The organism is Streptomyces sp. NPDC043726 (assembly GCF_056436565.1).
In genome coordinates this window covers 1-18,499 of record NZ_JBWKCI010000009.1, presented here as the reverse complement: position 1 = coordinate 18,499, position 18,499 = coordinate 1, and the positions used below count along the sequence as shown (strand labels likewise).

Sequence of the window (18,499 nt, the reverse complement as noted above, 5' to 3'; positions counted from 1 at the left end):
CCCCCGCGAACGCCCGCCCCTTCCCGCCGCCCTGCCGCGAACCTAGGGTAGGAAGCGCTTACTATCCCGGAAACTTTCGATGGCCCTCGGGCGGGCCGGAGAGGCGGTTCCCGATGGTCCGTACGGGGAGTGCGAACGTGGCGACCGGGCCGACCCTGGCGGTGGTCGCCCGTGAGGCGGGGGTGTCCGTACCCACCGCCTCCAAGGTCGTCAACGGCCGCGAGGACGTCGCCCCCGAGACCCGGCGACGGGTCAGCGAGGCGCTGGACCGGCTCGGCTATGTCCGCAGACCCCGCTTCGACGCGGTCCGGGCGCCGGGTCTGATCGATCTCGTGGTGCACTCGCTGGACACCTCCTCGTCCGGCGCGGTCCTGCACGGGGTGGAGGCGGCGGCGCACGACGCGGGTCTGGAGGTGGTCGTCTCGACCGGGCTGCCCCGGGGCGGCGGCGGCCGTCCGGGGCGGGACTGGCTGGACAGGCTCACCGCGCGCGGGTCCTCGGGGGTGCTGTTCAACCTGTCCGACCTGACCTCCGCCCAGTACGGCCGGCTGGAGCAGCACCGCATCCCGTTCGTGCTGATCGACCCGGTGCTCGAACCGCCGCCGGGGGTGGTGTCGGTGGGCGCGGCGAACTGGCGGGGCGGGGTCACCGCGACCGAGCATCTGCTGGCGCTCGGGCATGAGCGGATCGCCGTCGTGGCCGGGCATCAGCACACGGTGGCGGGCGACGCCAGGGTGGCCGGCTACCGCTCGGCGCTCGCCTCGGCGGGCGTGCGGCACCGGCCGGAGTACGTCCGGCACGCGGGCTCGGACGACGGTCTCGCCCGGCGCCGCACGCTGGAGCTGCTGGACCTGCCGGAGCCGCCGACGGCCGTCTTCGTCTGCTCGGACCGGCTGGCCCGGGGGGTCTACGAGGCCCTGGCGGAGCGGGAGTTGAGCATTCCGCAGGACATGAGCGTGGTCGGCTTCGACGATCTGCCGGAGTCCCGCTGGATCACTCCGGCGCTCACCACGGTCCGCCAGCCGCTGTCGGAGATGGCGGCGACGGCGCTGCGGCTGCTGGTGCGGATGATGGACGGGGACCGTCCGGAGAGCACCCGCACGGAACTGTCGACGCGGCTGGTGGAGCGGGCGAGCACGGCGGCACCGCGATTGTCATGCCCCGTGGGTCCGGTGTAGGGCGCCGCTCGCCGCCCATTGGATCCCGCCCCGCAGATGCGCGCGGAAGCCGGGGTCGTCGTAGGCCTCCGCCGTATGGCCGAGGGCCGTGTAGAAGACCCGTCCCGCGCCTTGTTCGCGGCACCAGGCGAGCGGATGGTCGGCGCCCATGCCGCCGCCCTCGTACGACGACTCGTCGGCGCAGAGCAACACCCGTGCCGTGCGGCGGGGGTTGATGTCGAAGTCGTACCACTCGTCCGTGAACTGCCAGGCGGGCGGCAGATGACGGGTGGCCGGGTGGTCGTGGTCCTCGACCAGGGCCCGGCCCGGCTGGAGGGCGGGGTGCCGGGTGAAGCGGGCGCCCAACAGCTTTCCGTAGTACGGCCATGAGTACTCGGTGCAGGCCGCCGCGTGCACGCCGACGAAACCGCCGCCTGCCTCGACGTACCCGGCCAGCCGCTCCCGGCCGACCGGGGTCAGCACCTCACCGCTGGTGGAGAGGAAGACGACGGCGGCGTACGACTCCAGGGGCCGGGTGAGGGCGGCCGGGTCCTCACTGTGGTCGACCAGGAAGTCCCCGAGCGAGCACAGGGAGGCGACGGCGGCCGGTATGGAGTCGTGCCGATAGTCGGCGGTCCGGGTGTAGACGAGCAGTCGCGGCCTCATGCCGGACGAGCCTAGGCCCTGCGCGCCGGGCTGCCGCCGGGTGGTTGGGGGTTGCGGGCGGGTTGCGGGCGGCCGGGAGTTGCGGGGCGGGTTGCGGGTGGCCGGGGGTTGCGGGGCGGGTTGCGGGTGGCCGGGAGTTGCGGGGATGGGCCTGGGGTCCCGCGCGTTCCGAAACCGCGCCGACCGGACCAACCCGCCGCACAGCCCGCCACCCCACCGGACAGAGCCCAGGTGGCCGGGAATCGCCGGGCGAGCCAGGGGCCCGCGCTCAACCGGGCCGGTGGTTGTGTCGCGGCCGCTTCCCCTCCTTCCGGCGGCGCCGACAATGCGTGCATGACCGATGACTGGCGGCAACGGATCGACGCGCTCCAGGAGGAGTTGGTGCGCCGGGACGACCCGGGCGCCTGGGTGCGGGAGGCCGACGCGGTGGACGCCTCGCTGCGGTTTCCCCATCTCGTCCTGCGCGGCCCGGCGTTCGGGGTCGCCGTGCTGGACCCCGCCCAGGGACCGCTGTGGCGGTTGCTGAAGCCGGTCGTGGACCCGATGCCGCAGGTGGCGAGGGACGGGCTCAACTCCCATCTGTGGTTCACCGCGAAGGACGGCACCGATGATCCGGCGGTACGGCGGGAACTGCTGGCCGCGGTGGCGTTGCTGAACGAGGAGCCGGTGAACGAGGTGGCGGTGTGCGGGGTCCGCTACCGGGTGGTCCGCGCCGACGAGTTCGCGCGCGGGGACGGCGAGCACCTGGAGCCGCCCCGGCCCACGGATCCGGAACCGGCCGAACCGTCCTGGGAACGGCCCCGCGAGCACTGGCCGGTGGCGGACGCGGGCTTCGTCCTCGACCCCGGGCACGACGACGGTCCGATGGCCGGGGCGATCCGGCTGGGGCTGCGGGACTTCGCGTACCGCGGCACCCGCGTGCCCGCCGAGGTGTGCGCCGACTCCGAGCGGGCGGTCCGCTCCCATCCGGACGTGGTGCTGCTGCCGACCTGCTTCGGCGTGGTCGAGCGGCGCGCCGCGGGCTGGGAGCCGTCCGGCGCCCTCGCGGCGAACCCGCACGACGCCCGGCGTCAGCTGTACGACGGGATGGCCCGGGTGTGGGCGGTGCTGCACCAGTACGACGACGCGACGCGGGCCGTGTACGCCGAGGCGGCCGAGAGGTTCCGGGCGCTCGGCCGCGCGGACGAGTTCTCGGTGGCGGGCCGCCGGTTCCGGCTCTGCCGGGTCGACCGCATGCTCCGTACGGGCCCCGACGGCCCCGAGCCGCCGCGTCCGTCGGACCACGACGAGTACGGCCCCGTGCCGATCCATCCGCGGCTGGACGAGCATGGCGTGATCGCCCACGAGTGACGGCCGCCGCACAGCTGTTCCATTGGGGGCGGGGGTCCGCATAGCCTCGTCCCCGATGGACACGATTCCCGCCCTGCTGGACCATCTGGTCCTCGCCACCCCCGATCTGGCCGCGACGGTCGCCGACTTCACCCGGCGTACCGGTGTGCGGCCCGCCCCCGGCGGCGCCCATGTGGGGCTGGGGACGCGGAACCACCTGGTGGGTCTGGGCGGCGGCGGCTATCTGGAGATCATCGGCCCGGACCCGGAGCAGTCCGCGCCCGGCGCCGCGCGCCCCTTCGGCGTCGACGGGCTGACCGGGCCGCGCACGGTCACCTGGGCGATCGGCCCGCCGGACCTGGAGGCGGCCGTCGCCAAGGCCCGCGCCCACGGCTACGACCCGGGCCCCGTGCGCCCGATGAGCCGCCGCACGCCCGACGGGACCCTGCTGCGGTGGCGGCTGACCGACGGCGCCGCCGCGCACCCGTCCGGTCTCGTGCCGTTCCTCATCGACTGGGGGGAGTCGGTGCACCCCACGGCGTCGGGTCTGCCGACCGTGCCGCTGCTGTCGGTGTCGGCGAGCGCCCCCGACCCGGAGGAGATCCGGCCCCTGCTGGCGGTTCTGGGCACCGATCTGGAGCTCACCGAGGGCCCGGTGGGGATCTCCTTCACGCTGGACACCCCGAACGGGCCGGTGACCTTCGACTGAGGCGGCCCCGGAGCGTGTCCGTTTCCTTCAAGACCCCCTTCTCGCGTCCTGCCTACGGTGGTGGCATGACTCCACGATTCGACGCGTTCGGGCTGGTGGTCTCCGACATGGCCGCCGCCGTCACCTTCTACCGCCGCCTCGGTTTCGACTTCCCCGAGGGAGCCGGGAACGAGCCGCACGCGGAGGCCCGGCTTCCCGGCGGGCTGCGCCTGATGCTGGACACCGAGGAGACGGTCCGCTCCTTCCACCCCGACTGGCGGCCCCCGTCCGGCGCCCGGCACTCCCTGGCCCTGCGGTGCGACGACCCGGCCGAGGTGGACTCGGTGTACGAGGAGCTGGTCGGCGCCGGGTACCACGGCGAGCTCAAGCCCTGGGACGCCTTCTGGGGCCAGCGGTACGCGGTCGTGCAGGACCCCGACGGAAACGGCGTCGACCTGTTCGCCCCGCTGGGACCGGCCCGGTAGCACCCCTCTAGGACCCGCCCAGCAGCACCCCGAGCGGCACTCCCGCCAACTCCTTCACGTCCCGCGCCAGATGGGCCTGGTCGGCATAGCCGGCCAGGGTCGCGGTGTCGGCGAACGGGACGCCGGCGCGGGCCAGGCCGAGCGCCCTGCGCAGCCGCAGGACGCGGGCCAGCGTCTTGGGTCCGTAGCCGAAGGCGGCGAGCGAGCGCCGGTGCAACTGACGGGCGCCGAGTTCGAGTTCGTCGGCGACGGCACCGACGGACCGTCCCGCGTCGAGGGCGGCCACGAGCCGTCGCAGGACGGGTTCGGGCGGCTCGGCGCGTTCCAGTACGACGTCCTCCAGAGCGGTCAGGCCGTCGGTGGCGCTTCCGACACGGCCGCGCAGCCGCCGTACCTCCGAGGCCGGCCACAGATCGGCGAGGTCGACGCGCCGGTCCCGCAGTTCGTGCGCGGGCACGCCCAGGAAGGCGGGCGCCGAGCCGGGGAAGAACCGCACCCCGAGCCAGTCGCCTCCCTCGCGTTCGGTGACGTACGCCCGGGTGTCGGCGCCCGCGACGATCAGCCGCCCCTCGTGCCAGAGCAGATCCATGCACCCGTCGGGCAGCACGCGTCCGCCACCGGACGCCGTATGGGCCCACACGACGGCACCCGGGAGCCTGGACGGCCGTTCCCGGTACACGGCTCTAGACCCCCCTCGCCCGGTGCTCCTGCGGACTCACCCCGTACACCCTCTTGAACGCGCTGGACAGCGCGAAGGCGCTGCCGTAGCCCACCCTCCGCGCGATCGCGTCCAGCGTGTCCTCGGTCTCCCGCAGCGCGTCCGCCGCCAGGGTCAGCCGCCAGCCCGTCAGGTACGTCATCGGCGGCTCCCCGACCAGCTCCGTGAAGCGCCGGGCCAGGGCCGCCCGGGACACCCCGGCCTTGGCCGCCAGCGCCGCCACCGTCCAGGGGTGGGCCGGATCGTCCTGCACCAGCCGCAGCACCCGCCCCACCACCGGATCCGCCATCGCCCGGTACCAGCCGGGCGCCTCCGCCTCGGGGCGGGAGAACCAGGCCCGCAGCGCCGCGATGACCAGCAGGTCCAGCAGCCGGTCCAGGACCACCTCCTGGCCGGGCTCCTCGCGGACGATCTCCTCCATCAGATACGGCGTGAGCGGACAGTCCCAGACGTCCGCCGGCAGCGACACCAGCGGCGGCAGCGCGTCCAGCAGCCGCCCGCTGACCTCGCCCTGCCACAGATACGTGCCGATCAGCATCACCGCCGAGCCGTCGAGCCGGTCGCCCCAGGCGCGCACCCCGAGGTCCATGGAGCCGTTGAGGGGGCGGCCGTCGGGATAGGAGCACTCGCCGCCCGGCAGGATCACGGCCTGCGGCGGCGTCCCGGGATCGTCCGCGCAGGTGTAGGGGTCCGGGCCGCGGGCGATGGCGAGATCGCCGGGCCGCAGCCGCACCCGCTCCCCCTGCTCCGGCATGATCCACGCCTCGCCGCGGACCATGAGCATGACGGTCAGCGGGGCACGGTCCTCGACGCGCACCGCCCAGGGCGGGTCGAAGCACGCGCGGATCATGAAGGCGCCACGCGCGCGTGGGCCCTCCAGCAGACCTGCAAGGGCGTCCATGGCGCCAGCGTAGACGCGCGCGCATGGGAATGAGCCGTTCAGCGATGGGTTGTTGGGGCGCGCGGCCGTTGACTTGAGGGCATGACGACGAACACGCGGAACACGACAGTGACGGTGACCGGCGCCTCGGGCCGTACCGGCAGCCGGGTGGCTCAGTCCGTACGCGCGGCCGGTATGGACGTACGGGAGGCGACGCGGTCCCGGGGCTTCGACTGGGAGGACCCGACGAGCTGGGCGGAGACGCTGCGCGGCACGGATGCCGCGTACCTGATGTACCCCTCCGACATCGGCTCACCGGCGGCGGCCGAGGGGATCGCGGCGCTGGCCCGGGAGGCGGTGGGCCTCGGCGTACGACGGCTGGTGCTGCTGTCGGCACGCGGCGAGGACCAGGCGCTGCCCGCCGAGGAGGCGCTGAAGGAGTCGGGCGCGGACTGGACGGTGCTGCGGGCCGCGTGGTTCGCCCAGAACTTCAGCGAGGGCCCGCTGGCGGACGGGCTGCGCGAGGGCGGGGAGCTGGTCTTCCCGGCGGGCGAGGTCGAGGAGCCGTTCATCGACGCACGGGACATCGGGGACGTGGTGGCGGCCGTGCTGGCGTCCGGGGACCGGTACGCGGGGCAGACCCTCGAACTGACCGGGCCGCGGCTGCTGTCCTTCCGGCAGGCGGTCGCGGAGGTGTCGGCGGCCTCGGGCGCGGAGCTGACGTACACGCCGGTGCCGGCGCGGGCGTACGGGCGGAACCTGGTCGGCTTCGGCATCCCCGAGGAGGAGGCGGCCTTCCTGGTGGAGGTCTTCGAGACCCTCCTGGACGGCCGCAACGCCCGTCTCACGGACGGCGTCGAGCAGGTCCTCGGGCGCGGCCCCCGCGACTTCGCGGACTTCACCCGGGAGGCCGCGGCGGCAGGCGCCTGGAAGACGTGACCGGCTCAGTCCTCGGCGACCCCGGCCAGACCGGAGCTGACCGCCCGGTCGCCGAGCCGCTGGAGAGAGGCCCACAGGTCGAGATGGCGGCAGGCGCAGTCGGGGTCGTAGGCCGCCGTGGGCAGTTGCGGTACGCGCTTCAGGCCCGTCTCGTCGAGCCGGTACGGCACCTCGAAGGCGGTGTGCCAGGCGGCCACGGCGGGGGCGAAGCGCTCCTCCGCCGCCTCGGGGCCGATGCCGAGGTACTGGGCTATGTCGGCCCAGGAGCTGCCCCGCTCACGCTCGTAGAGCACGGCCGAGACCAGTGTCCGCTCGGCGAGTTCGACGAGCCGGAGCGCCTGGCTCGCCCGGCCTCCGGGCCCGCTGTACTGGTCGTGCTCGGTGGGCACCAGGTCGCGGGCGCTGTCGGCGGCCTCCACGGCATGGTCGCTGAGGGTGAGGCGGGCGAGGGCCTGGCGGGAGTACCGCGCGCGGGCCGCGTCGTAGGGGGTCGGCTCGGTCATCCGCACAGCCTCGCACGGCACGCTCCGGTCAGGAGGGGTCGTCCTTGTGGGGCGGGTGCGTGCTCTTCACATGTGTCCGGAGCCTGGACGTCACGTCCTCCGGGGGCAGGAAGCGGGACCAGCGCTCGGGGAACTCCGAGGGCATGTCGGGGTCGTCCGGGTCCTGGGCGGCCTCGCGCTGGGCGGCGGCGCGGGCGACGTACTCGGCGACCTGGGCCTCGCGCAGGCGTTCGTTCGCGGCGCGGGCCGCGGCCGTGGCGGCGGCCGGCCAGACCCGGTCGATCGCGGCGTTGACGGCGGCGCCGACGAGCACCGCGAACGCGGAGACGCCGATCCACAGCAGGACGGCGACGGCGGCCGCGAGGGAGCCGTAGATCGTGGCTCCCTCGACCGTGTTGGTGAGGTAGATCCGCAGCAGGAAGCTGCCGAGGACCCACATGCCGAGCGCGACCAGGGCCCCGGGGACGTCCTCGATCCAGGGCGAGCGCACGGGCACGGAGACGTGGTACAGCGTCGTGAGGAAGGCGACGGACAGCAGGATGACGACCGGCCAGTACAGCATCTGGACGAGGGTCTCCGACCACGGCAGCACGTTCAGCACGGCGTCCGGGCCCGCCACCATCAGCGGCAGCGCGATCGAGCCGATCACCAGGGCCACCAGGAACAGCACGAAGGCGACCAGCCGGGTCTTGACGATGCCCCGGACGCCGTCGAGGCCGTACATGACGGTGATGGTGTCGATGAAGACGTTCACCGCGCGGGAGCCCGACCACAGGGCGAACAGGAAGCCGATGGAGATGACGTCGGGACGGCCGCCCTTCATCACGTCGTCCAGGATCGGCTGGGCGATCTGCCGTACGCCCTTGTCCGACAGGACCGTACGGGAGGCCTCCAGCAGATTGGCCTCCAGGCTGCTGATCGTGTCGGTGCCGGTCCAGTCGTCGACGTAGCCGAGCAGTCCGATCATGCTCAGCAGCAGCGGCGGCACGGACAGCAGCGTGAAGAACGCCGCCTCGGCCGCGAGCCCCAGGATCCGGTATTCGATGCACGAGTTGACCGTGTCCTTGAGCAACAGCCAGGCGGTCCTGCGCTTGGAGACGTCCCGGTAGAGGGCACGCGCCCGATGAAGACGGCCGGACGGCCTCTGGGGGGGTTCACTTGCTGGCTGCACGACCTAACGGTATCCGCCGCCGGGCCCGCCTCCGTCCCGCCCCGGGGGCGGCCACGTCGGTGTGGTGACCGGGTCGATACGCAGGGGCGGTGAACCGCCGTCGCGCGACGGCCCACGGTATGCCCGGGACGCGAGGAACCCCGCCCCCGCGTCCCCGGACCACGGACACGATCCGTGCCGCCGGACGCGGCGTGAAAACGGGCGACCAGGACACCCAACACCGTTCGGATGTCCGCGGTGACCAGGCACGGGTTCAAGACCGACTCCTGATCACTGAAGAGGAACGGTAGGTTCACCCCATGGACGGCACTACCCACACCGTGACGAACCAGCCCCCGCCCCTGACCGGGTACGACGTCTACACCGCCGACCGGGCGCTGACGGAGGCGGTCGAACGGCACCTCGACCCCGGTCTGCTCGACGAGGCGCGCGGTGACCTGTCGGCTCTCGGGCGCTCGGCCGGGTCGGAGCAGCTTCAGGAGTGGGGGACGCTGGCCAACGAGAACCCGCCACGGCTGCGCACCCACGACCGCTACGGCCATCGCGTCGACGAGGTCGACTTCCACCCGTCCTGGCACCGGCTGCTCGGCAAGGGCGTCGCCGCGGGTCTCACGGCGGCCTGGAGCCGCCCGGGCGGGCATGTGCGGCGGGCCGCCGGGTTCCTGGTGTGGTCCCAGGTGGAGGCCGGGAACGGCTGTCCGCTGTCGATGACGCACGCCGCCGTGCCCGCGCTGCGCACCGATCCGGACCTGGCCGCCGAGTGGGAGCCGCGGCTGACGTCCATGATCTACGACCGTGGCCTGCGGCCCGCCCGGGAGAAGGCGGGGGCGCTGTTCGGGATGGCCATGACGGAGAAGCAGGGCGGCAGCGACGTACGGGCGAACACGACCGCCGCCCGGCCGCGGCCCGACGGGGAGTCCTACGAGCTCACCGGGCACAAGTGGTTCTGTTCGGCGCCGATGTCGGACGGTTTCCTGGTCCTCGCGCAGGCTCCGGGCGGCCTCACCTGCCTGCTGGTCCCCCGGGTCCTGGAGGACGGCACCCGCAACGTCTTCCGGCTGCAGCGGCTCAAGGACAAGCTGGGCAACCGGTCCAACGCCTCCGCGGAGGTCGAGTTCGACGGGACCTGGGCGCGCCGGGTCGGCGACGAGGGGCGCGGGGTGCGGACCATCATCGAGATGGTGGCGGCGACCCGACTCGACTGTGTGCTGGGCTCGGCGGGCCTGATGCGGCAGGCCGTCGCCCAGGCCATCCACCACTGCGACCACCGCGAGGCCTTCGGCGGCCGGCTCACCGACAAGCCGCTGATGCGCAACGTCCTGGCCGACCTGGCCCTGGAGTCCGAGGCCGCGACCGCCCTGGGCCTGCGCCTGGCGGCGGCCTACGACAACGGGGGAGAGCGGGAGCGGGCGCTGCTGCGGATCGCGGTGCCGGCCGCCAAGTACTGGGTCACCAAGCGCTGTACGCCGTTGACGGTCGAGGCGGCCGAGTGCCTGGGCGGCAACGGCTATGTCGAGGAGTCCGGAATGCCCCGGCTGGTGCGGGAGTCGCCGCTGAACTCGGTGTGGGAGGGGGCGGGCAACGTCCAGGCCCTGGACGTGGTGAGGGCGCTGCGCCGGGAGCCGGACGCGCTGAACGCCTACCTCCAGGAGATCGGCCTGGCCCGCGGCGCCGATCACCGCCTGGACGGCGCGATCAAGGATCTGCTGACGGAACTGGCCGACTTGGAGGCCGTGGAGGGCCGGGCGCGGCGCCTGGCGGAACGTCTCGCCCTGGTGCTGCAGGGCTCGCTCCTCGTACGTTTCGCGCCACCGGAGGTGGCCGACGCGTTCTGCGCGTCCCGCCTGGGCGGCGACGCGGGCGCGGCGTTCGGCACGCTGCCGCCGAGCCTGGACCTGGCGTCGATCGTGACAAGGGCGAGGCCAGTGGCCTGAACGCGGGGCGCGCATGGAGGGGGTGGTGCTGCGCCGACACGGCACCACCCCCTCGCTGGCCCGTTCGAGGCCGCGAACGCCGCTCGGGACGGCGTCGCTCAAGTTTCAATCAGGCCAAGCCGTACCACCAGGGTTGCAGGGGGTTGCAACTTGCCAACTCCTGTGGACGGACCGTGCCCGTCCGCCGAGGATGGCAGCACTATGGGACGACCTGCCGTTCAGGAACCGGCACACCCCAGGGGGAGGGACTCGTGGCGCTGTCACCGATGGACGTGACGCATCTCGCCGCTGTCGACACGGCGCGCGCGGCGCGGGTGCTGAAGGACGTGCGCAGCGCCACCCTCGCCGGACAGCGCGGGCCGGTCGCGCCGCGCCCGGTGATCGAGCAGTCCTGGGACCGGATGCTGCGCAGCGGGGTCGACCCCGACCACGACTTCCGCTCGGGGCTGCTCTCCCGCGAGGAGGTGCAGCGGCGCCGGGAGACGTCGGCGCTGCGGCATGTGCTGCCCGTGCTGCGGGAGGGGCTGCTGTCGGTCGCCGACGTCGCGCACCACATCATGGTGGTCGCCGACGAGGACGGCCGGGTGCTGTGGCGGGAGGGCAGCGCGCCGGTACTGCGCAAGGCCGACGGGCTCGGGTTCGAACTCGGCGCGGACTGGCGGGAGGACGTCGTCGGCACCAACGGCGTGGGCACGCCGGCCGTCGTCCGCAGGCCGGTGCAGGTCTTCGCCGCCGAGCACTTCGTGCGCACCCACGCCAGCTGGACCTGCGCGGGGGCGCCCATCACGGATCCGCGGGACGGCCGGCTGATCGGTGTGGTCGATGTCAGCGGGCCGCTCGAGACCATGCACCCGGCGACGCTGGCCTGGGTGGACGCGGTCGCCAAGCTCGCCGAGGCCCGGTTGCGGGAGGCGCATCTGACCTCGCTGGAGCGGCTGCGCGCGGTCGCGGCACCGGTGCTGTCCCGGCTGGCCGGGCGGGCGCTGGTGGTGGACCGGGACGGCTGGTGCGCGGCGGTGACGGGGATGCCGTACACGAGCCGGATCACCGTGCCCAAGTCGCTTGCGGCGGGCCGTCGGTGGCTGCCCCCGCTCGGGCTGTGCGCGGTGGAGCCGCTGGCGGGGGGCTGGCTGCTGCGTCCGGCGGACGAGCCGATGCCGCGCGGCGGGACCCGGATCGTGCTGGACCTGTCCCAGCCGCGCCGCTGGTCACTGACGGTGAGCGGAGGGGCGGGCTCATGGAGCCATGAACTGAGTCCCCGGCACGCGGAGTTGCTGTACCTGCTGGCCCTGCACCGGGGCGGGCGCAGTGCGGCGGGTCTGGCCGAGGAGATGTTCGGCGACGCGGGCCGTACGGTGACGGTCCGGGCGGAGATGTCGCGGGTACGGCGGTACTTGGGCGGGTTGCTGGAACATCGGCCGTATCGTTTCTGCGAGGGCGCGGAGGTCGAAGTGCTGCTCCCCGAGGATCCCCGCGACCTGTTGCCGCACTCGACGGCCCCCGCGGTGGCCGAAACCCGTGTCCGCTGAAGTCCGCCCGGTGTCGTCTTCCGCGTATTTGCCGGGTCTTCGTCCGCGACCCCACCCCGCTGCCGTAGCATCCCCTACGGGCCACCCCACCTGCTCCTCGGTCAACGCACGGACCAATAGGCGCAGTTGGCCCGCCCTCGGGAGGACGTCATGACGAAGCATCGCGGCAGGCACCGCCGGCGCAAGCGGGGCCGTGCGCTGCGCGGAGTGCTGGCCGGGACCGCCCTCGCGCTCACCGCGGCCGCCACCATGATCAGCGCCTCGCAGGCCACGGTCGACGAGGATCCCGGGGCCCTGAAGCCGCTCACCTCCCGCGCGGAGATCGACACCCTGAGCCTGCGCGAGGAGACGCTGCCCGAGCAGACCCCGAGCCGCCCGGTCGGCGTCGCCGCCGTGCTCTCCTCCGCCGACCGCACGCTGCGCGACCCGGCGCACTGCACGCCGGCCGAGCGCGCGGCGCTGCCGGTGGCGCCCGCGGCCACGCGCGCGTACTGCTGGGACGCCGCCGACACCCGCGGCCTGCGCTCCGGCCCGGTGACCACCTCCGGGGACGCCGACGACGACGGCCGCTGGGGCGAGCACCGCGTGGTGCTGTCGGCCTGGTCCGGCGACCGGGCCGCCCGGGTCGCGTTCGTCGACGCGGACGACCCCGGCCTGCTGCGCTACACCTGGGTGCGGCTCGCCGTCCCCACGGACGACGGCCGGGACCAGCGGGCGCTGCGCGCGGCCGTGACCGGCATGGTCTGGTACCAGGACAAACTGCTGGTCGCCGCCGGGGAGGGGCTGTACGTCTACGACATGCACCGCGTCCAGCGCGCCGAGGGCACCGGATTCCTCATGGCGCCCGTCGCCGTCTACCGGTCCTCGGGACAGCGCCCGGTTGGCCTCTCGCTGGACCGCAGCACCTCGCCCGACAGCCTGGTGGCGAGCGGCGGGGACCGGCTGTGGCGGTACGCGTTCAGCACGGACCCCGGCCGGACGGGGCTGCTCGCCACCGGGACGGCGACGGAGGCCTACGCCACGAAGGCGGACGGGCTCGGCGGGGTGCTGTCGTACCGCTCCCGCTGGTACGTGACACGGCCCGCCGAGGACGAGCACGGCTCGCTGTGGCGGCAGAGCACCGACGGCGCCGAGACCACGCGGTGCGGGGCCTACGACAGCCACCGCTGCTGGAGCCGGGCGACGGCCTCCCTGTCCTACTGGGAGGAGACCGGCGAGGTGTGGTCGCAGTCGGGGCGGACGCTCTTTTCGCTGCCGCTGAACACGATCGACAGATCGCTGGGATAAGTGATTCTCTGGGCGGCATGCCCAACATTCCCGTGACCACCTGGTCCCTGGAGCAGACGGACCCGTCCGACCTGCTGCCGGCCGCCGCCCCCGAGGGGGACGTGCGGATCGTCCGCTCCGAGGTCCCCTCCCCCGAGTTCAGCCGCTTCCTCTACGCCTCCGTCGGCGGTGACATCCGCTGGATCGACCGGCTCGGCTGGACGTACGCCCAGTGGCGGGAGCACCTTCAGCGCCCCGGCGTGGAGACCTGGGTCGCCTACGACCGGGGCACGCCCGCCGGATACGTGGAGCTGAGCCCGCAGGACGACGGGGTCGTGGAGATCGAGTACTTCGGGCTGATCCCCGCCTTCCGCGGCCGCCGCATCGGCGGCCACCTGCTGTCGTACGGCGCCGCCCGCGCCTGGGACCTCGCGGACCGCTGGCCGGGGCGGGCGCGCACGAAGCGGGTGTGGCTGCACACCTGCAGCCTGGACGGCGAACACGCCATGGACAATTACCAGCGCCGGGGCTTCAAGCTGTTCGACACCAAGGTCGAGGAGCAGACGCAGGTGACCACCCCGGGCCCCTGGCCGGGGGCGTACCCCGCCTGACCTGCATGAGGCGGCTCTTTTCCGCCATGTGACCAAGGACACCCTCGTCTCGCTCTACGGGACAAGGGTGTCCGCATTTTGGACGAAGCTGGACTGTGTCCAGATCGCCGTGCCAGGCTTCCGTCATGCCTGGAACTGGAATTGCCTTGGTGAGTCGGCGGCACGTCGACCTCGGCCGCATGTCCAGCGCCATCTGTCCGGCGCGCTGAGCGTATCCATCAGTGGCCTCCGGCCACCTGGTTCAGCACCGCCCGGCACATCCCCTTTGCCTGCTTTCCTGCGCAAGGACGCGCACGTATGCCGTGCGCGCACGCGCAGGTCAGAGCCGCTTTCCCGCCTGTCCCGAAGGACGTAACAACCATGGCCGCCACCCCGCAGAACCCCGCCGCCGCGACCCCCCGCCGCAAGGCGAGCCGTCACCGCGGCGAGGGCCAGTGGGCCGCGGGACACTTCACCCCGCTGAACGGCAACGAGCAGTTCAAGAAGGACGACGACGGTCTCAATGTGCGGACACGCATTGAGACGATCTACTCCAAGCGCGGCTTCGACTCCATCGACCCCAACGACCTGCGCGGCCGGATGCGCTGGTGGGGCCTGTACACCCAGCGCCGCCAGGGCATCGACGGCGGCAAGACCGCGATCCTGGAGCCGGAGGAGCTGGACGACGAGTACTTCATGCTCCGCGTCCGCATCGACGGCGGCCGGCTCACCACCGAGCAGCTGCGGGTCGTCGGTGAGATCTCGCAGGAGTTCGCCCGCGGCACCGCCGACATCACCGACCGGCAGAACGTCCAGTACCACTGGATCCGGATCGAGGACGTGCCCGAGATCTGGAACCGCCTGGAGGCGGTCGGCCTGTCCACCACCGAGGCCTGCGGTGACACCCCGCGTGTGATCCTCGGCTCCCCGGTCGCCGGAATCGCCGCCGACGAGATCATCGACGGCACCCCGGCGATCGACGAGATCCAGCGCCGGATCATCGGCAACCCCGCGTTCTCGAACCTGCCGCGCAAGTTCAAGTCCGCGATCTCCGGCTCGCCGCTGCTGGACGTGGCGCACGAGATCAACGACATCGCGTTCGTCGGGGTGAACCACCCCACGCACGGCCCCGGCTTCGACCTGTGGGTCGGCGGCGGGCTGTCCACCAACCCCAAGATCGGTGTCCGCCTCGGCGCCTGGGTCCCGCTGGACGAGGTCCCGGACGTCTACGAGGGCGTCATCTCGATCTTCCGCGACTACGGCTACCGTCGCCTGCGCACTCGCGCCCGGCTGAAGTTCCTGGTCGCCGACTGGGGTCCGGAGAAGTTCCGCCAGGTGCTGGAGGACGAGTACCTCCAGCGCAAGCTCGTCGACGGCCCGGCCCCGGCCCAGCCTGTCGAGCGCTGGCGCGACCACGTCGGCGTGCACCGGCAGAAGGACGGCCGTTTCTACGTCGGGTTCGCCCCGCGCGTGGGCCGCGTGGACGGCGCCACCCTGACGAAGATCGCCGAGCTGGCCGAGGCGCACGGCTCCGGCCGGGTCCGGACCACCGCCGAGCAGAAGATGCTCGTGCTGGACGTCGAGCAGGAGCAGGTCGACTCGCTCGTCGAGGGCCTGGAGGCACTGGACCTCACCGTCCACCCCTCCCCCTTCCGGCGCGGCACGATGGCCTGCACCGGCATCGAGTACTGCAAGCTCGCCATCGTCGAGACCAAGGCGCGCGGCGCCTCGCTGATCGACGAACTGGAGCGCCGGATCCCCGGGTTCGACGAGCCGATCACCATCAACATCAACGGCTGCCCCAACGCCTGCGCCCGTATCCAGGTCGCGGACATCGGTCTCAAGGGCCAGCTGGTCCTCAACGACCGGGGTGAGCAGGTGGAGGGCTTCCAGGTGCACCTGGGCGGCGCGCTCGGCCTGGAGGCCGGCTTCGGCCGCAAGGTGCGCGGTCTGAAGGTGACGTCGGAGGAACTGCCCGACTACGTCGAGCGGGTCCTCAAGCGGTTCCAGGAGGAGCGCGAGGACGGCGAGCGCTTCGCCACCTGGGCCGCGCGTGCTTCCGAGGAGGCCCTGTCATGAGCGAGCGGGCCGCCCCCTTCTACTGCCCCTACTGCGGCGACGAGGACCTGCGCCCCAGCGAGCAGGGCCACGGTGCCTGGGAATGCGCCGCGTGCAACCGGGCTTTCCAGTTGAAGTTCCTCGGGCTGCTGTCCCGGGGCCTTCAGCAGACCGACGCAGGGGGAGACGAGATATGACGACCACGAAGGAAGACCGCACCACCGAGGATCTCAAGGCGCTCGCCGAGCAGGCGGGCCGCGAGCTGGAGGACGCCGACGCGCTGGAGATCCTCCAGTGGGCGGCGGACACGTTCGGCCGGCGCTTCTGTGTCACCTCGTCGATGGAGGACGCGGTCGTCGCCCATCTCGCCTCCCGCGCGTTGCCTGGTGTTGATGTGGTGTTTCTGGACACCGGCTACCACTTTCCCGAGACCATTGGTACACGTGATGCGGTGGAGGCGGTGATGGACGTCAACGTCATCACCCTCACCCCGCGTCAGACGGTCGCCGAGCAGGACGCGGAGTACGGCCCGAAGCTGCACGACCGCGACCCGGACCTGTGCTGCAAGCTGCGCAAGGTCCAGCCGTTGGAGGAGGGCCTCACGGGCTATCTGGCATGGGCGACGGGTCTGCGCCGCGACGAGTCCCCGACCCGGGCGAACACCCCGGTCGTCGGCTGGGACGAGAAGCGGCGGAAGATCAAGATCTCCCCCATCGCCAAGTGGACCCAGGAGGACGTGGACGCCTACGTGGCGGAACACGGTGTCCTCACCAACCCGCTGCTGATGGACGGTTACCCCTCCGTCGGCTGCGCCCCCTGCACCCGCCGCGTCCTGGAGGGCGAGGACGCGCGCGCCGGCCGCTGGGCGGGCCGTGCCAAGACCGAGTGCGGGCTGCACCTGTGACCACGACCCCGTTTCCGGACCCCCCGCCGGAGAACAAGGAGAACCACGTGACGACCGGAGCCACCGTCTGGCTCACGGGTCTGCCGTCCGCCGGCAAGACCACCATCGCGTACGAGCTGGCCGGCCGGCTGCGCGAGGAGGGCCACCGTGTCGAGGTGCTCGACGGCGACGAGATCCGCGAGTTCATCTCCGCGGGCCTCGGCTTCACCCGCGAGGACCGGCACACCAACGTCCAGCGCATCGGCTTCCTCGCCGACCTGCTCGCCCGCAACGGCGTCAAGGCGCTGGTGCCGGTGATCGCGCCGTACGCCGACAGCCGAGAGGCGGTGCGCAAGCGCCACCAGGAGAGCGGGGCGGCGTACCTGGAGATCCACGTGGCCACGCCGGTCGAGGTGTGCTCCGTACGCGATGTGAAGGGCCTGTACGCCAAGCAGGCCGCGGGCGAGCTGTCCGGGCTCACCGGGGTCGATGACCCCTACGAGGAGCCCGAGTCGCCCGATCTGCGCATCGAGTCCCAGAACCAGACCGTGAGTGAGTCCGCGGCGGCCGTGTACGCCCTGCTCAGCGAAAGGGGCCTGGCATGACGACGACCGTCTCCTCGGTCGAGGAGGGCACGCAGACGCCGTACGCCCTCTCCCATCTGGACGCGCTGGAGTCCGAGGCCGTCCACATCTTCCGTGAGGTGGCGGGCGAGTTCGAGCGGCCGGTGATCCTGTTCTCCGGCGGCAAGGACTCCATCGTCATGCTGCACCTGGCGCTGAAGGCGTTCGCGCCCGCGCCGGTGCCGTTCTCGCTGCTGCACGTCGACACCGGGCACAACTTCCCCGAGGTGCTCGACTACCGCGACCGCGCGGTGGCCAAGCACGGCCTGCGGCTGCATGTGGCGTCCGTGCAGGAGTACATCGACCGCGGGGTGCTCAAGGAGCGCCCGGACGGCACCCGTAACCCGCTGCAGACGCTGCCGCTGACGGAGAAGATCCAGGAGGAGCGGTTCGACGCGGTCTTCGGCGGCGGACGCCGGGACGAGGAGAAGGCGCGCGCCAAGGAGCGGGTCTTCTCGCTGCGCGACGAGTTCTCCCAGTGGGACCCGCGCCGCCAGCGGCCCGAGCTGTGGAACCTCTACAACGGACGGCACGCCCCCGGTGAGCACGTCCGCGTGTTCCCGCTGTCCAACTGGACCGAGCTGGACGTCTGGCAGTACATCGCCCGCGAGGGCATCGAACTGCCGGAGATCTACTTCGCGCACGAGCGTGAGGTGTTCGCCCGGGGCGGCATGTGGCTGACGGCGGGCGAGTGGGGCGGCCCGAAGGACGGCGAGACCGTCGAGAAGCGGATGATTCGCTACCGGACGGTCGGCGACATGTCCTGCACCGGCGCCGTCGACTCGGACGCGACCACGCTGGACGCCGTCATCGCCGAGATCGCCGCCTCCCGCCTCACCGAGCGCGGCGCGACCCGCGCCGACGACAAGCTGTCCGAGGCCGCGATGGAAGACCGTAAGCGCGAGGGGTACTTCTAAGCATGAGCACGACCACTTCCGAGGCGCTCTCGGAGACGACCCTGCTGCGGTTCGCCACCGCGGGCTCCGTCGACGACGGCAAGTCCACGCTCGTCGGACGGCTGCTGCACGACTCCAAGTCGGTCCTCGCCGACCAGCTGGAGGCCGTCGAGCACGCCTCCCG

At 72.7% G+C, this 18,499-nt stretch carries 20 protein-coding genes; 15 read left to right on the top strand and 5 right to left on the bottom strand.

The window, feature by feature from the left end:
- The first annotated feature begins 113 nt into the window (after positions 1-113).
- Positions 114-1,178: a LacI family DNA-binding transcriptional regulator gene (locus tag AC068Z_RS25635; RefSeq protein ID WP_478559975.1), complete on the top strand. Its 1,065-nt coding sequence runs from the start codon at positions 114-116 to the stop codon at positions 1,176-1,178.
- Here the strand turns inward: AC068Z_RS25635 and AC068Z_RS25630 are convergent.
- Positions 1,155-1,823: a ThuA domain-containing protein gene (locus AC068Z_RS25630; RefSeq protein ID WP_478559972.1), complete on the bottom strand. Its 669-nt coding sequence runs from the start codon at positions 1,821-1,823 to the stop codon at positions 1,155-1,157. The genes AC068Z_RS25635 and AC068Z_RS25630 overlap by 24 nt on opposite strands.
- Before the next feature lie 333 nt (positions 1,824-2,156).
- Between AC068Z_RS25630 and AC068Z_RS25625 the strand changes: the two genes are divergently transcribed.
- The 3 genes from AC068Z_RS25625 (at position 2,157) to AC068Z_RS25615 (ending at position 4,325) form a co-directional block, all read left to right on the top strand.
- A complete protein-coding gene (locus AC068Z_RS25625; protein ID WP_478559969.1) occupies positions 2,157-3,173 on the top strand; it encodes a DUF5954 family protein in 1,017 nt (338 codons plus the stop codon).
- Between the two features lie 55 nt (positions 3,174-3,228).
- Entirely contained in the window at positions 3,229-3,861 is a 633-nt protein-coding gene (locus tag AC068Z_RS25620) for a VOC family protein (RefSeq protein WP_478559966.1), read from the top strand.
- A 65-nt stretch (positions 3,862-3,926) separates the two neighbouring features.
- Positions 3,927-4,325 carry a VOC family protein gene (locus tag AC068Z_RS25615; RefSeq protein WP_478559963.1) on the top strand — a complete coding sequence of 133 codons (399 nt, stop codon included), beginning with the start codon at positions 3,927-3,929 and terminating at the stop codon, positions 4,323-4,325.
- A gap of 7 nt (positions 4,326-4,332) precedes the next feature.
- On the opposite strand, the gene AC068Z_RS25610 is transcribed toward AC068Z_RS25615, so the two are convergent.
- The gene (locus tag AC068Z_RS25610) at positions 4,333-5,004 is read right to left on the bottom strand and encodes a DUF6597 domain-containing transcriptional factor (RefSeq protein ID WP_478559960.1); all 672 of its coding nucleotides are present in this window, start codon (positions 5,002-5,004) and stop codon (positions 4,333-4,335) included.
- Positions 5,005-5,008: 4 nt separating this feature from the next.
- Positions 5,009-5,944: an AraC family transcriptional regulator gene (locus AC068Z_RS25605; RefSeq protein WP_478559957.1), complete on the bottom strand. Its 936-nt coding sequence runs from the start codon at positions 5,942-5,944 to the stop codon at positions 5,009-5,011.
- Positions 5,945-6,025: 81 nt separating this feature from the next.
- Here AC068Z_RS25605 and AC068Z_RS25600 point away from each other — a divergent pair, with 81 nt between their 5' ends.
- Positions 6,026-6,862, top strand: coding sequence for an NmrA family NAD(P)-binding protein (locus AC068Z_RS25600; protein WP_478559954.1), 837 nt, complete (start codon positions 6,026-6,028; stop codon positions 6,860-6,862).
- A 5-nt stretch (positions 6,863-6,867) separates the two neighbouring features.
- Here the strand turns inward: AC068Z_RS25600 and AC068Z_RS25595 are convergent, their stop codons facing one another.
- Together AC068Z_RS25595 and AC068Z_RS25590 are read right to left on the bottom strand one after the other, a co-directional pair.
- Positions 6,868-7,365 (bottom strand): hypothetical protein, encoded by a 498-nt coding sequence (locus AC068Z_RS25595; RefSeq protein ID WP_478559951.1) that lies wholly within the window; start codon positions 7,363-7,365, stop codon positions 6,868-6,870.
- Between the two features lie 28 nt (positions 7,366-7,393).
- On the bottom strand, positions 7,394-8,536 hold the full coding sequence (locus AC068Z_RS25590) for a YihY/virulence factor BrkB family protein (RefSeq protein WP_478559948.1): 1,143 nt from the start codon (positions 8,534-8,536) through the stop codon (positions 7,394-7,396).
- A 299-nt stretch (positions 8,537-8,835) separates the two neighbouring features.
- Here AC068Z_RS25590 and AC068Z_RS25585 point away from each other — a divergent pair, with 299 nt between their 5' ends.
- From AC068Z_RS25585 to cysD, 10 genes are all read left to right on the top strand, one after another.
- Positions 8,836-10,470, top strand: a complete 1,635-nt coding sequence (locus tag AC068Z_RS25585) for an acyl-CoA dehydrogenase family protein (protein WP_478559945.1) — start codon at positions 8,836-8,838, stop codon at positions 10,468-10,470.
- A 266-nt stretch (positions 10,471-10,736) separates the two neighbouring features.
- Positions 10,737-11,999 (top strand): GAF domain-containing protein, encoded by a 1,263-nt coding sequence (locus tag AC068Z_RS25580; RefSeq protein ID WP_478560973.1) that lies wholly within the window; start codon positions 10,737-10,739, stop codon positions 11,997-11,999.
- Between the two features lie 150 nt (positions 12,000-12,149).
- Positions 12,150-13,286: a hypothetical protein gene (locus AC068Z_RS25575; RefSeq protein ID WP_478559942.1), complete on the top strand. Its 1,137-nt coding sequence runs from the start codon at positions 12,150-12,152 to the stop codon at positions 13,284-13,286.
- Positions 13,287-13,303: 17 nt separating this feature from the next.
- Positions 13,304-13,876, top strand: a complete 573-nt coding sequence (locus AC068Z_RS25570; RefSeq protein WP_478559939.1) for a GNAT family N-acetyltransferase — start codon at positions 13,304-13,306, stop codon at positions 13,874-13,876.
- A gap of 125 nt (positions 13,877-14,001) precedes the next feature.
- The gene (locus AC068Z_RS25565; RefSeq protein WP_310887545.1) at positions 14,002-14,085 is read left to right on the top strand and encodes a putative leader peptide; all 84 of its coding nucleotides are present in this window, start codon (positions 14,002-14,004) and stop codon (positions 14,083-14,085) included.
- A 151-nt stretch (positions 14,086-14,236) separates the two neighbouring features.
- A complete protein-coding gene (locus AC068Z_RS25560; RefSeq protein ID WP_478559936.1) occupies positions 14,237-15,934 on the top strand; it encodes a nitrite/sulfite reductase in 1,698 nt (565 codons plus the stop codon).
- Complete coding sequence (locus AC068Z_RS25555) at positions 15,931-16,110, top strand: hypothetical protein (RefSeq protein ID WP_478559933.1); 180 nt, start codon at positions 15,931-15,933, stop codon at positions 16,108-16,110. Before AC068Z_RS25560 ends, AC068Z_RS25555 begins: the two co-directional genes overlap by 4 nt.
- Positions 16,107-16,817, top strand: a complete 711-nt coding sequence (locus AC068Z_RS25550) for a phosphoadenylyl-sulfate reductase (protein WP_478559930.1) — start codon at positions 16,107-16,109, stop codon at positions 16,815-16,817. Before AC068Z_RS25555 ends, AC068Z_RS25550 begins: the two co-directional genes overlap by 4 nt.
- Positions 16,818-16,864: 47 nt before the next feature.
- Complete coding sequence (cysC, locus tag AC068Z_RS25545; RefSeq protein ID WP_478559927.1) at positions 16,865-17,401, top strand: adenylyl-sulfate kinase; 537 nt, start codon at positions 16,865-16,867, stop codon at positions 17,399-17,401.
- Complete coding sequence (gene cysD, locus AC068Z_RS25540; RefSeq protein ID WP_478559924.1) at positions 17,398-18,336, top strand: sulfate adenylyltransferase subunit CysD; 939 nt, start codon at positions 17,398-17,400, stop codon at positions 18,334-18,336. The genes cysC and cysD overlap by 4 nt, the downstream gene beginning before the upstream one ends.
- Positions 18,337-18,499 lie beyond the last annotated feature (163 nt).